The organism is Dictyobacter vulcani (assembly GCF_008974265.1).
Lineage (GTDB): Bacteria > Chloroflexota > Ktedonobacteria > Ktedonobacterales > Ktedonobacteraceae > Dictyobacter > Dictyobacter vulcani.
In genome coordinates this window covers 1,306,741-1,320,895 of record NZ_BKZW01000002.1, presented here as the reverse complement: position 1 = coordinate 1,320,895, position 14,155 = coordinate 1,306,741, and the positions used below count along the sequence as shown (strand labels likewise).

The window sequence follows — 14,155 nt, the reverse complement described above, 5'->3', positions numbered from 1 at the left end:
TCTCTTGACCTGATAGAGATAGTTCTGTATACTTACCAACAGAATATGATACAGAACTGTCTCTATCTTATTCTATAAGACACATAAAAGCAAGCATCCCAACATAATGAACAATTATAATTTTCATCATTGAACTTACTGTTCAATGATATTTTTTTAGCCAACAGTATTAGCAAACAAACAATATACATGACTGACCAATTTTATGCGATCACGCCAGAATTTCTACTTTCATGCTGCTAAAGTATTGACTTTCTTATTAAATGACTGTAATATTTCATCAATGAAACATTCATGTTTTCATTGAATTGTTGTCAACCAGGTGGTGCAGTGACCATCCGTCACGCTCACAGTAGAAGGGATCAAACGTGTGATTGGTTCGGTCACGGTAAAGGATGTCGCTCGTAAGGCGGATGTTTCGGTAGGAACGGTTTCGCGTGTCTTTAATAATCATAGCAATGTCTCGGAGGAGATACGCGATCGGGTCTTGAAGGCGGCCTCTGAATTAGGCTATGAACGCCTGGTTAGCTCTGAACCTCCTCGCTCGGGGCTCGTCCTATTAAGGAGATCGGCTTTCTCTATGGCGATCTGGCGGATAGGGGTGCGACAACCAGTAATCCCTTCTGGACACATATTTTGAATGGCGTTGAGCAGGAGGCTCGCCGCTCGAATATCAAGGTGACGTACAGATCGATTGAGACACTGGTACAGGCACCACAGGAACTGTTCACGGCTATCCAGGAGATGAAACTGGGCGGTATCTTGCTGGTCGGGCCCGCTGAACGGGAAACGGTACAGGTGTTGAAGCGTCTCGATATTCCACTGGTCTTAGTCGACAACCATATTCCTGGTCTTTCGGTGAGTTCGGTCCTCTGCGATAACTTCGAGGGTGCGCGCATGGCGGTCAATCATCTGATTGAGCATGGCCATCGCAAGATCGCCTACATTGGCGGTCCTGTGAAGCCTGGTTTCCGCCCGATCGATGTGATTTATACTATTCAGCAGCGCAGCCAGGGTTATCGAACCACATTACTGGATGCAGGCATTCAGGTCAACCCTGATCTGATTGAGCATGATAGTCCGGGTATCGAGGGTGGGTATCTGGCCTGTCAACGTTTGCTTGCACGACAACAACCTTTTACGGCGCTCTTTTGCGCCAACGATGAACTGGCAATCGGAGCCATGAAGGCATTGCGCGAACACGGGCTGCGCTTGCCTGAGGATGTCTCGATGGTCGGTTTTGATAATATTGCTCTGGTTGAACATCTGACGCCAGCCTTAACCACCATTCGCGTCAATAAAGAAGCGATCGGCGAGATCTCGGTCAGACGGCTCCTGGAACAAGGCAATGAGACGTTTGAAGCCAGTATTTCCAGCGTGCTGGAAGTTTCACTGATCGAGCGTTCATCGGTCTTGCGGCTCACGTAGTTTCAACATCCTTCTCTTTTCTTGAGAACTCATCAGCTTTTTATCAGTAAAAAAGGGCGAGTCTTCTCAATAGAGTACTTACTCTATTGCTTATACGGTCATGTTCAAAACCACATGACCATTCGTCCGATCAAGTTAACGTCGCACATGGATCCATTTTATTTTCCACACGAAGGAGTGATGTATATGGAATATGATCCTGCCACAATCCCGGCCGGTCATTGTCGTGGTAGCGATCTTCGCCTTCCTGAATAGCTGGCGCGACACCCTGGGTCCATTGATCTACCTGAGCAGTGATGCAAATCGTACTGTACCGCTTGGCCTGCTCTTCTTCTCAAATCCTTTCAAATCAGTCGATCCCCAGTTGATGGCCGCAACACTGGTCGCGCTGGTAGTTCCAGTCATCCTCTATGCATTGGGACAACGCTATATTGATAGCGGTGTTGCAATTGCAGATGTAAAGTAATGTACACTTAATAGTGCAGGTAGGTCTCATAACAAGATACTGAATCCTACCTGCACAAGTAATCATAAACAAGAGATCCTATACTATCTAGAGAGAAATTGTATGCCATTACTAAACACGGCCCACAAAGAGATCATTGTCTTTTCGGATCCTACCTATCCAGAGTGGTATGAACCTGCTACGCTCGCGCCACTGCTCCCTGAACAGGTACGTTTCGTTGCTGCAAACGCTCTACAGGACGCCTTGCAGGATTCCTGCGCACTATTTATTTCGTTTCACGGCCCATATTTTCCGAAAGATGTCTGGCCTGCCTTGCTGGCCTTTCTGGAGCGCGGTGGCAACATGGCGGTCTTTGGCGGTATGCCTTTTACGCGTCCTGTGCGCGCAGATGGCACCATCGAAGCCGAGCAGCAGGCCTACACGCGACAACTCTACCTGGGACCATTCTTTGCCTTGCAGCCATCTGAGACAGGACTACAGTTGTCGGCTGCCTGCACCGCCGCCTTTCTGTCGCCGGATCAGCTTCGACTTGAGTCCCCTGAAGCAGGCCGCTACTGGTCTTTTTATCCCAAGCTAACCCAGGTCTCTGATCAACAGGTTGATCTCGGTTCCGCCGGTCCCATTGATACCACGCTGACGCCATTGCTCTATCTCGATGAGGTCGCGTCCAAACGTGGTGACAGTCACTTTGCGACACTGGCCTCATTGCTCGATCAGCAGTCTGGCCGTTTCAGCGGTGGTCGCTGGCTGCTTTCACCCTGGAAACCGGTTCATGTCCAGGATTGGCTCACGCTGGGTAGCGCCATAAAGAAGTTCATCGTGCTGGCAGGCCAGGGTGCCACATCCTTACAGGTACGATCACTGGAGGCGTGTTATCGTCCCGGCGAGACAGCCACATGTATCGTTTCCGCACGTTCAAACCAGGCCCATAGCCTGACGATCACCGTCCGCTCGCCGCACGGTGATCGCTTACAGACCTGGCGCACCGAGCTGGCGGCTTCACCGTATCTCCAGGAAGCCCGCTTCACGCTACCAGAGCCACACCAGGAAGCCGGCCTCTACAAAATCGAAGCCTGCTTTGAGAACGAGCAAGGACTCACATGGCGCGAGAACAGCGGCTTCTGGTCCTGGGATGCCTCGCTGGTGGAAGCCTGCTCAGATCTGGGCTTAGAGGCTGGCCGAGACTATTTCTATCAGCGCGGCGTGCCTTTCCCACTGTATGGCACAACATATATGGATAGCAATATCCAGCGCAAATTTCTGTCCCTGCCCGATCCTGCCCGCTGGGATCATGATTTCGCGCAGATGAAAGCGGCTGGCGTTAATGTTATCCGCACCGGCATCTGGACAGCCTGGCGCACGATGATGCCGGATCGCGGCCGCATCAACGAGTCGGCGTTACGCGCCCTGGATGCCTTTGTAATGACGGCCTGTGCCCATGAAATACAGGTAATCTTTACCTTCTTCTCTTTTTATCCCCCACTCTTTGAAGGTGTCAATCCCTGGCTGGATCCACGCTCATTGCAGGGACAACAGGATTTCGTCGCGCTGATCGCCCGGCGCTATGCTGGCGTACAACTGATCTCCTGGGACCTGATCAATGAACCCAGCTTTGGCGCTCCAGCCGCGATCTTTAGTCAGCGCCCCCTACCAAATTATGATCGCTTTGAACTCTCCGCCTTCCAGACCTGGCTGGCCGAGCGCTATACCCTGGAAGAACTGCAATTGCGCTGGCGCCAGACCCCGGCCGACTTCTCCACCTGGGAACAGGTGTCCTTGCCACAGGCCGAGGATTATGGCACCGATGTGCGCATCACCGATACCCGCAACATGCTCAAGGTGATGGATTATACCTTCTTTTCCCAGGATATGTTTGCACGCTGGGCTGAATTGCTCTATGCAACCATCCGGGCCGCTGGCAGTACGACCCTGATTGGCGTCGGACAGGACGAGGCGCGCTCGCGTATCTCGCCCCAGTTCTACGCACCGTCCGTGGATTATGGCACGACCCATCCCTGGTGGAATTATGATGAGATGCTCTGCGATATGTTACTGGACAAACACATTGCCCGCCCGAATCTGATCCAGGAGATCGGGGTGATGCTGGTGCGCGATGTGGATATGCTACCCATGCGTAGCGAAGAAGAGTGCGCCGCCCTGCTCGAACGCAAGCTGATTATGGGCCTGATCGCCCGTGGTGCCGGCCTGATTCAATGGCTCTGGCATATCAACGCCTACATGACCAGCGATAACGAAAATAGCATCGGCCTGGTACGCCCCGATGGTAGTGCCAAACCAGAATTAACGGTCTTCTATGAGGTTGGTCGCTTGATGCGTGAGCTATCCGGCCAGATCATCGAGCCAGAAAAGGTCCCCGCCACCTGGGTCATTATTCCCTATTCCCAATGGTTCTTGCGTCCCGACCTGGCCATCGAAGCCACGCAACAAGCGATTCGCGTCCTTGGCTATGATCTGGATACCATACCGCAAATGGTCGGCGAGCAGCAATTAGCGGCCTTACTCGAACAGGACCAGCAACCGCAAACCATCATCCTACCAGGCGTACAGCACTTTGATCCCCGGGCATGGCAAGCCCTGCTCATCATGGTCGAGCGCGGAGCCACCCTGCTCGTCAGCGGCGTCCTGGGCCACGATCAGCACAATCTCATCAGCGCCACCGGCCTGGATGAACTGGATAACCAGGAACAGCCCACACCCAGACCCGTTGCCCGCTATGAGCAGCTACACGGCCTGGACGGACAGGACTATCAGTTCAGCTATCCACGGGACAAGATGGCATTGATCAAGAAAGCCCATAACAGTATCCGTGAGTACACGCGTGGTCAGGGCCGCATCGTCTGGTCCGGCTTGCCCCTCGAACAATCCCAGAGCACAGACAGCATTCGCGCCATCTACCAGCAGATCCTGGGAATCATCAGCCAGAGTCAGCAGCAAGATAGTCCCTATGTGATTGCCCGCCAGACACTCAGAAACGGCACACTCACCTTGATTGTCTCCGAACACTCACACCCAATCCAGCTCGAACTCACAGGAGGAATCCAGATCAGCATCGCCCCCGGCCGCGCCGGAGCCATTCTCACCCACAACGACGGCACCACCAGCAGCTACGGTGGCATCCAGATCAACATGTAGCGGCAGCCCTCGTGGCCAATACGTTTCACGTAAGCCTTTTTCTGGACGAGATTGACGAAAGCATCTAAGCCGATCAGAGGCCCAGTAACTTCAAAGGATCAAGAAAAGCGAACAGGTAGGTTCGACCCTTTGGGTCGATTCGTGCCTGCATGATATCCTTGCTTGACCATGAGCAAGCTATGCCATGTTAGGCAATGCGTTCGTGTGGGGGAGACAATCGACCCAAAGGGTCGAACCTACCATTTGTATCTCTCTTGATCATTTTTGCATGCGTTGCTTCATGATCATGCCACCATTGTAGCCATTCCATCCATAACCGAAACGTATTGGCCCTCGTGGCCAATACGTTTCGGTTAGCGAGACGTTGAGAGATGGTTCGACGTGACCAGCAAGCACGGTGTACGTGGAGGGGGCGCCACAAAAGCGCTTCAACGAAAAATATTGGCCCTCAAGGCTGCAACCCATTCTGCGTACGACCAGGCAACCACCAGCCACACCTCGTGTCCGGCGGTTTTCTGCTATAATAAGAAGGCATCCCATCCATATAAATACAAATACTTCAATGACACGAAGGAATACACTTTTTATGCCACATAGCCAGGACATCGAAAATCGCGAAGATATCGCCACCGTCGTACGCGCATTCTACCAGCGCGCCATGCAAGATCCCGCCATTGGCCCCTTCTTTACCGAGATCGCCGCCATCGACCTCGAAGAACATCTACCAGTCATGTATGACTTCTGGGATAACTTACTGTTTCAGACCGGCGCCTATCGCGGCGGCATGATGTACAAACACATCATGCTCGATCGGCAAAAGCATCTCACCACCGAACACTTCGCGCGCTGGCTGGAGCTCTTTGAAGCCGAAGTCGATAGCCATTTCACCGGTCCAGTGGCCACAGACATGAAAAAGCGCGCCCGCTCAATCATCCCCTCCATGCAACTCAAAATGCGCCCCAGCATGCTCCCACTCACCGAAAGAAACCCGTAACGGCAACATTGATGGCTGCGACCGTTCCTCCACGAGCGCAGCCAGCTAGCCCCATACTAACACCTCCTATCCATCACTCTCTAGAGCGAAAGTGATGGATAAGAATAATAAAATCAGACGGTTAAAGATACTCAGGAACAATAATAACCAGCCATGGGCTCCTCACCGAAATCCGTCCCGGCACCCCAGACCATACCAGGAACGGCGGTAATTGCATTGATCGCGTTGTAATTCGTCTGCTGCGTTGGACCAACTGCAATGCTCCACTTTTTCCCATTCCAATGCTCAAGCAGCGGACTGGTATCCACAACACTGCCTGCCGCCCAGACATCATTTGTGGCTGTGGCGGTTACGGCATTCAACAGGTATGCCATGGAAGACGCCCCTCCCTGCGGACTCGCAACCATACTCCATTTGGAACCGTTCCAATGCTCAATCAGGGCTTGACTACTTGATGAGTTTGGAGCATCGTAATTACCAACGGCCCAGACATCATTGGCAGCTATGGCTTTGACACTATAGAGTTCTCCACCGAATGTCTGTGCCTGATTGGGCACGACGGTCCAGCTTTTTCCATTCCAATGCTCAACCAATGGCACAAACATATGCCCATTCATACGTTGGCCAACCACCCAGATATCTTTACTCGATGTTCCTGAGATGGCCGTCAATTGATCCTCGTACTGATATGGAAGAGATAAGACGCTCCATTGCTTGCCATTCCAATGCTCAAGAAGCACACCGACTGGGCCTTCTTTTGATCCAACGGCCCAGACATCGCTGGAAGAAAAAGCTGTGACTGCTTTCAAGTCATCTGATATATTTGTGAATCCACCTTGTGGACTGGGCGTGGCAATTCTGGTCCATGTTTTGCCATTCCAGTGCTCTGCCAGGGTCAGATCATTACGCTGTTCTGTCGCATCCATATAGCTTCCAACGGCCCACACGTCGTTGGAAGCTATGGCTGTGACGCCGTTAAGGCTCGAAGGATTCATTGAGGGTTGGGCCGGGGTCTTTGGCGTCCATCTCGTTCCATTCCAATGGAGTGCATAGATTTGTTCCGTTCCTGCTGTCTGATTATGTGCAAATCCAACCGACCACATATCATGGTTGTTCACACGCGCGATACTCCAAAGCATGCTGTCAAGTGGACCATTAGCCTGAGGATCATAGGTGTCCTGCCAACTTTTACAGGTCTGGGCCTTCGTGGTAGATGCTGGTGCTGCCAGAACGGGCGATACTTGCATCAGCAGGCAAAGTAGTAGCGCCAGAAATACGCCTGGCAAACAATAGAAACGCTTCACAGATTTCTCCTCACAATATTCATAAATATGCATACATGAATCATAATTGGTTAGCTCATATACAATACGCGAAATCATAGTAGATTGGATTCAAATACACAATAGTAAATTTTCCTTGTGAAACATTTTATGTTGCAATGTAAGAAATAAGCGTATTTCAGAGTGATTTGTACGATCATTTTCTCCAACGAAAATACTGGATGAGATAGGGATCGTGGAGAGGTCGCAGCCGTGAAGGCTAATACGTTTCACTTAAGGATTGAATGGCTGAAATGATAGCATGACGGTGAAGAAACACCTTCTCAAAGGATCAAGAGAGGTAAAACGTGTAGGTTCGACCCTTTGGGTCGATTCGGTTGCCTCCACGATACCCTCACCTCCGCAGGATCACGCAAGTGAAAAAGCGGTGAAGCAAGGCGTGAAGAGGCTTGCTCATGGTCAAGCAAGGATATCATGCAGGCACGAATCGACCCAAAGGGTCGAACCTACCTGTTCGCTTTTCTTGATCCTTTGAAGTCACTGGGCCTCTGATCGGCTCAGATGCTTTCGTCAATCTCGTCCAGAAAAAGGCTTACGTGAAACGTATTAGCCGTGAAGGCTGCCGCTACGCGGGAGCATGATCAGTCTGGGAACAGACAGACGACGGCGGTACAGTTGTGGAAGCCGCTGAATTGTCCTTCGGCACGCACTATCTGGCCATGGGTGTTGCAGCCCACATAGTGGGTGGGATCCAACAGTCGCTGGACACCGTCCAGTTCGGACTTGAATTGCTGGCCCATCTTCAGGCGGGTGGCAACACAATCAAAGAACAGGGCGGCCGCTGGTTGCTCACCACCCATTTTCAGGAGCGCGTCCTTGACCGCTGCTTCTGCCGCGTCCTTCGCTGATTGGATGGTGGCACCCATAATCCGAATCGTCGAGCCAACTGGTACCTCTGCGGCACAGACAACACTGCCATCGGCTTCTATCATCAGCGGCACACGTAATTTGTAGCCGATGCCCATATCAATACCGACCAGGTTGTGCAGAAAGAAAGCGATGGGTTCGTCCAGATTTAAAGATTGGTTGGTGGCACTGGCGTGGGACTTAAAGATCTCGACCGCTGGTTGACCGTCCACGCTGATGATACGGCTACCGTCCGCTTCTGTGACAAAGAATGGCCGGCTTTGCGGGGTCCATCCGTGGCTGGCCCGAGTCCCAGTGGCTTTTTCGAGCAAATCTCAAGCGCGACCGCGGCATTGTCAATCACTTCGGTTCCGTAAAATACGGGTGTGCGCTGAAATTGCGCGTTGTCACCTGCTCCCCCACCAATAAATTGATAGGATCCTTTGGTGAGTCGTGTAAGATCTTCAATCAATGTATCAGTATGGCCAGCCAGGGCATCTGCCAGCAGGATCGCGGTCTGATACGGATATTCATCCTCGATCTCACGGCCATGGAAACCAGCCACCAGTTGCTCCGCGGCACCGGACACATTGGAGCTTATGGATTGTCCCACAGTCGCGGAAAATCGCATGGTGGAAGAGCTAATCGCCAGGGCACAAGCCATGCCTTCTCCCTGGCGCGCAAAGGTAAATTCACCGGCAGATGAACATCCAAGCAGGAGTTGAGGATGGCAGGTCTGGCTGAACGCGGCCAGAAGCTCTGTCTGATCGTAACGGGGTGAAGCAAACAGGATAACCGCATCCAGATGCTCTGGGAGCGCGGCCAGTAATTGTTGTCCCAGATCAACGCCACTTTCATGGCTTCCAGTGAGACTCGTCGATACAATGGCAGTTTTAGTCATCTTGCATCCCTCTTTCCACTATTGACACTTTCTTGCAGATCTTGTGATCGCGCAACCTGCTCAAACTCAAGCTCCAGTTCGTCACGCACCTGCCGCTCAGCATCCTGGAGAGCCAGATTGTACTGACGGGTAGCGATAAGCATCCGTGGCACATACACTTTTTGCATCTCAGCACTTTGCCAGGACAAAGCCGGCATGACACGCAATTTAATATGAGATAAAGGATAGAAGTCACTTTGCGCAAAGGCAAGATTTAATAATAAGGCATAGTCACGCACAGTTTGCCAGGTAGAAGGATGCTGGAAGAATCCTGGCTGGGTACTGGAAACCATTAAGACACCCGCCAGTGCATCGCCGCGAATAATGGGATAGGCACAGGAACTTTGCTCATAAAGATCGATATCAATAGGTCGATGCTGCTGTCCATCCCGTGCATCCCAGCGCTGCATCCGCTGCAATTCAGCGGCCCAGCCTCCCAGGTGTGTCCTTCCCCAGTAGGCGTGATATTGCACAGTCATTGGCCATGGTGAGGTTCCATACAGTGAAGTTTCATAGAGGCTATGTATACCATCTTCATGATCCGGTCCGACTTTTGCATAACGCACAGCGATGCCTTGCTTATGCTCATCAAAATGAAAGAGCATATACTCAAAAATCGTCTGGGCGATACGCCATTGGCGGTTCTCATCCTCGACACTTGCCAGCAACTCAAATACACGCTTATAAAGATCCTTCTGAATCTCACTTCCGGTAAAAGGATACACTGTTCCCTTACTTACCATACGCTCCTTCCTCTATCTCCAACGACAAAAATTATGTTCCATCTAAAACTATACCATATTCCCGCCAGGAAAGCGAAAACTTCTTTAGCTAAAAATACGTTGTAGCCAAATATTTACCTCTTCACTCCTCATTTCGTGCACAAGATATACCCACGAAGCTAATGCCCCATGTAACACTGGATACATGTTAGCAGGTTCCCATTGAAAGGTCATGGATTTTTTCTCGATCAGCAGAAATGGTAGCCCATCCAGCGTTGGTAGATCAGCAAAGCTCGCGGAACCAGCAAAAAACAGGCCACCGGGATAACTGAAGCCAAAGCGTTGATAATCGTAAGTACCTCGCGCCTTGTAATAATCTTTTTCTGTAAGTTGATAGTTCTGTGCATAACGTACAGCCTCTGGATCCGTTGGCTCGGCATCCAGATAGCCAGGACCTGTATGCTTGAGGATGGTATCTTGCAGCAGTGCATAGCAGTGATACATGACATCTTGCACACCAACCAGGCGCACAAGGAAACCACGTTTATTAAGGGGATCAAAAACCATCAACTCGCGATCATCCAGCAGCGTCAACAAACGCTTAAAATAAAAGGGCAGTTCATCCGTATCCTCCAATGCTTCAACCAGATCCAGCAGATCCTTGTGCCGCCGCCAGTACTTGCGTGCCTCTACATCGCGACAGAGCATCGTCATAGCCGCCATGAACGTAAAAGGCAGTCCCGCATGAGCACGGGTCGCAGTGGGAAAATGCAGAAACATTTCCTGTGGACTCAACTTCTTATGCATATATATATAATCTTTCAACCTGCTCAACTGACTCACCAGCAATTCCATGGTCGCATTCACTACAATGGACAGATCTGCTCCGCTTTCAACCAATCCACCACAGATCAAAGCCAGCGTGCCGGCATGAAAAAGATCACTCGAGTTCAGCAGTGGAGCCACATCATGTAAAACTGCATTCAAGTCAGAGGTTGATTGTAAGAAATAAGAAAAATCTTGTATTTCTTTCACTCTAAATATTTGTTTCCCTGCCTGTATTTCTGCAAAGTCACTGGGTTGTTGAATAAATGAGATAAAATCCAAGCGCTGATCCATCAATACCACTCTTTTCTAATTGGCCGCCAGGCACAATACTCAACGGCAAATAAAGGCATAGCCTCTATTATATAAATCTTTTGTAAAAAGTTCATGTCTGGTCCTTGAGATATTAAAAAAGCAAACAATCTCAATCGACAGAACAAAACATTTCTCACGCGGGTAGTAATCAGTAACCCTTCCTGAAAATAAACCTATACAAAAAAATTATTTTTGTTCAGAGTTGAAGCAATCTGAATGAATTCTCCTGGCTTATTTTTCGTAATTACATAGTAAGCACCCATTCTACTTGCTTGCTGAGAGTGTGTATCGAAGATTCACGCTGATCGGGAGTGTCGCGCTCAGCCACACTCGGGCACTAAAGTGCCCATACTTCTTTTATGCGGTGGTGGAAATGCGTGCGCGACGCACACGCATTTCCACCACCGCATAAAATTTTTAGAGCGCCGTAGTAGTCTGTCAGAAATCATGTGATGGGGAGGCGGGGATGCAAGGGGCACCGAGCCCCTTGACTGGGGATCGAGAGGCGGGGATGCAAGGGGCACCGAGAGGCGGGGATGCAAGGGGCGCCGAGCCCCTTGACTGGGGGATCGGGGGCTGTGCCCCCGGCATCTCCCCCCCATGCCGCCCGCGTAGCGGGCGCACAACTCATCAAACGAAGTTTGACAATGTAGTAGGCGCGAAAGTCTGTCGACGAAGTACCTCATGGAGGTGATTTTCAGACACACTCTGAAAGATGTAGAGTAATAGTAGAAAACACGTAAAAATCAAGGAGTAGTCAGACAAAAGGATATTGTGAGCAATGTAGCAAGATTATGTGGAGAAATAATGAGTACTGTATCCTTAAATATGCTTCCACTTCACCTGAATGCACGTGAAGAAATTTGTACACTTTTAGAGGAGTATGAACAATTTCTTTTCGGCAAATCTGAAGGGACGACAGATTCTTATTTACGCACCATACGTCATTTGATCGGCTGGCTCGCTTTACGCCCCGAGAACAATGGATATTTTCAACCAGCACAATTAGTCAAAGCGACCGTTGAACTGTATCTATCTCATTTAGAGTCAGAAGGACTGGGACTTCACCATCGGGCACGCGTCAAATCCACCATCAGTAACTTCGCTAATTTCCTGATTGAGGAGAAAGGACTGCTGCAAAGGAATCCGACCCGAGGTATTGATCTTCCCCCTATCCAACATGCGACCACGCAGCAACTCTCGCCCGATCAACGCGCCATCCTGCGTTCACTGGTTGAGCGTAAAAGTGATGCTCGTGGGAGGGCACTCTTCGCGCTGGGCTACTGGGCTGGCTGCCGCGTCAGCGATATCTCCTGGCTCCAAATGAGCCATACCCATGTTGGTCCCAAAGTAGGTTGGCTGCATGTAGGCGATAAAGAACACCGCGCACGCGATATTGATCTCTTAAATGGCGCTCGTCAACCACTCTACGAATATATACATAATTCCACTAACCTGCGCCGTACCTATGTATTCACCTCACAGCGCAGCGATCGCTTAACCGAAGAGGGCATCCACTACTGGTTCCGGACCCTCAAAACGCTGGCCAGTCCTACCCAGCGAGAAATGATTCAGGATCTTACGTTCAATGACTTACGGCATGATTTTGCCTGCCGCATCCGCGAATCTGGCTGGTCGCTCGAAGAGGTAAGGAATTACCTTGGACTGGTGGCTCAAAAAGGAAATTTTACCAGCTTGTGGTAAAGGCTCAGACCATTACATGATAGATACTTGAGAGGGCCCCGAGGATTAAGAGGGGTCCTCATTCTCGCGTTTTTGGACAATGCGTTGCAGCATGCGTTGCTTTTCAAGGGCCGGGATATCCTGCATCAGGATTTCACCGACGTGCTTCGTCATTGGCAACGCCCATTCCCAACTGAAACGACCTGGTACATCTGCCTGCGCGACCATGCTGGCCAGTATACCCTGCGGTTCTGGCTGATTACTTAAATAATACAGGGCATCTTTATAGACCAGAACCGGCTTCAACAATTGCTCGCGCTGCACCTCCAGGATATGTCCAAGCATAGTCGCGCGCGCCCCTCCAACTGCCTGTATCCTGACACCTGGCTGGCTATGATGAGCAGTACCTGTGGCAACGGTAGCCATGACAATATCTTTCATACTCCATTGGGCATATTCGCGGCAGACATAGTTACGCCAGCGGACATCATCCTTAAAGTCCTGCCACTTTTGCCAGATAAACTGTGCCCAGGGTTTCAACCAGGGCTGGTAGTGCGCCTGGTCGTTGACCTGTGGATAGACCCAGCCTTCATGCACGGTCACATCTTCGCCAATCTCATGAAGAAATTTGACGATCGGCGCCGCGACCCATTCAGCACCTTCCCATAGCACGGCTGGCAGGTTGTGGAGCATTTTCTCTTTGACGCTTATGCGCCAGACACCCGGATAGCAGGGATCATAATTCGTACCAGATACATGCAACGGCTCGCCAATGCCAAAATCCTGCTGCAGGCATTCATATAAATAAGCGGTATGATTCCTATATTTATGTAGATAGTATTTCTGTATCTCGTAAGCATGCAGAGGCCGCTGCCAGATAATATCCTGGGCGGCATGCTGATCAAAGTGATAGGTTGCCAGATCGGTCGGCTTTAAGGAGAGCGTGTCCCACTGCTCTGCGTTCAAGAGTTCAATGAGCTTCCAGCCTACTTTGGCCGGACTACCCACAATTTTTACCTGCAAGGACTTTTCCAGATAGGCGATCGTACCCAACAGGTGGCGGGGATTGTTCACCGTGCCAAAGTTCCATTTCGTGTTATATGGAAAGACAATCGTGATCTGTCGCCGCTCGTCGAGGGTGTTTTTCTGGCTGGCCGTCACATAGACAGCCTCATTCGGCTTGCCAGAGGAGAGCTTAACGGCTTCAGGATAGCGGTAGGTGGCGAGCAAGGACCATTGTTCGCGCGCAGCATCCACAAAGGATTTATCAGGCACGATGCCCGTATCCTTCGTGACCCAGAGATGGGTCAGGCCCAGGATGAACGTTTGCTCACAGAGGCATGACAGTGTAAGTTCTGGCAGCATCTGTATGAAATCAATCTGGTTGGCATTCTTAATAAAGAGTCCAGTTTTGCAGAGTATACCATGCTTCATATGTAT

General features: G+C 50.7%; 12 protein-coding genes. 6 read left to right on the top strand and 6 right to left on the bottom strand.

The genetic code is table 11. The annotated features are described in order from the left end of the window. Positions 1-370: 370 nt before the first annotated feature. The 5 genes from KDW_RS23040 to KDW_RS23020 all read left to right on the top strand — a co-directional run bounded on the left by KDW_RS23040 (position 371) and on the right by KDW_RS23020 (position 6,041). Positions 371-640, top strand: coding sequence for a LacI family DNA-binding transcriptional regulator (locus KDW_RS23040; RefSeq protein ID WP_162005535.1), 270 nt, complete (start codon positions 371-373; stop codon positions 638-640). After that, positions 637-1,428, top strand: coding sequence for a substrate-binding domain-containing protein (locus KDW_RS23035; protein WP_162005534.1), 792 nt, complete (start codon positions 637-639; stop codon positions 1,426-1,428). Before KDW_RS23040 ends, KDW_RS23035 begins: the two co-directional genes overlap by 4 nt. 193 nt (positions 1,429-1,621) lie before the next feature. Then, positions 1,622-1,894, top strand: a complete 273-nt coding sequence (locus tag KDW_RS23030; RefSeq protein WP_151758272.1) for an ABC transporter permease family protein — start codon at positions 1,622-1,624, stop codon at positions 1,892-1,894. Between the two features lie 102 nt (positions 1,895-1,996). Further along, complete coding sequence (locus KDW_RS23025) at positions 1,997-5,047, top strand: beta-galactosidase (protein ID WP_151758271.1); 3,051 nt, start codon at positions 1,997-1,999, stop codon at positions 5,045-5,047. A 586-nt stretch (positions 5,048-5,633) separates the two neighbouring features. Then, positions 5,634-6,041 (top strand): group III truncated hemoglobin, encoded by a 408-nt coding sequence (locus tag KDW_RS23020; protein ID WP_151758513.1) that lies wholly within the window; start codon positions 5,634-5,636, stop codon positions 6,039-6,041. 131 nt (positions 6,042-6,172) lie between these two features. Here the strand turns inward: KDW_RS23020 and KDW_RS23015 are convergent, their stop codons facing one another. The 5 genes from KDW_RS23015 to KDW_RS23000 form a co-directional block, all read right to left on the bottom strand. Beyond that, a complete protein-coding gene (locus tag KDW_RS23015; RefSeq protein ID WP_151758270.1) occupies positions 6,173-7,345 on the bottom strand; it encodes a beta propeller repeat protein in 1,173 nt (390 codons plus the stop codon). A 620-nt stretch (positions 7,346-7,965) separates the two neighbouring features. After that, entirely contained in the window at positions 7,966-8,463 is a 498-nt protein-coding gene (locus tag KDW_RS33095; RefSeq protein WP_198925446.1) for an FIST C-terminal domain-containing protein, read from the bottom strand. Further along, positions 8,400-9,131, bottom strand: coding sequence for an FIST N-terminal domain-containing protein (locus tag KDW_RS33090; protein WP_198925444.1), 732 nt, complete (start codon positions 9,129-9,131; stop codon positions 8,400-8,402). Before KDW_RS33090 ends, KDW_RS33095 begins: the two co-directional genes overlap by 64 nt. After that, complete coding sequence (locus tag KDW_RS23005) at positions 9,128-9,913, bottom strand: GAF domain-containing protein (protein ID WP_151758269.1); 786 nt, start codon at positions 9,911-9,913, stop codon at positions 9,128-9,130. Before KDW_RS23005 ends, KDW_RS33090 begins: the two co-directional genes overlap by 4 nt. 84 nt (positions 9,914-9,997) lie before the next feature. Continuing rightward, complete coding sequence (locus KDW_RS23000; protein WP_151758268.1) at positions 9,998-11,011, bottom strand: hypothetical protein; 1,014 nt, start codon at positions 11,009-11,011, stop codon at positions 9,998-10,000. A gap of 828 nt (positions 11,012-11,839) precedes the next feature. On the opposite strand from KDW_RS23000, the gene KDW_RS22995 reads away from it, so the two are divergent. After that, positions 11,840-12,736, top strand: a complete 897-nt coding sequence (locus KDW_RS22995; protein WP_151758267.1) for a tyrosine-type recombinase/integrase — start codon at positions 11,840-11,842, stop codon at positions 12,734-12,736. A gap of 45 nt (positions 12,737-12,781) precedes the next feature. Here KDW_RS22995 and KDW_RS22990 read toward each other — a convergent pair whose 3' ends face one another. Then, complete coding sequence (locus tag KDW_RS22990) at positions 12,782-14,149, bottom strand: hypothetical protein (protein ID WP_151758266.1); 1,368 nt, start codon at positions 14,147-14,149, stop codon at positions 12,782-12,784. Positions 14,150-14,155: the final 6 nt, after the last annotated feature.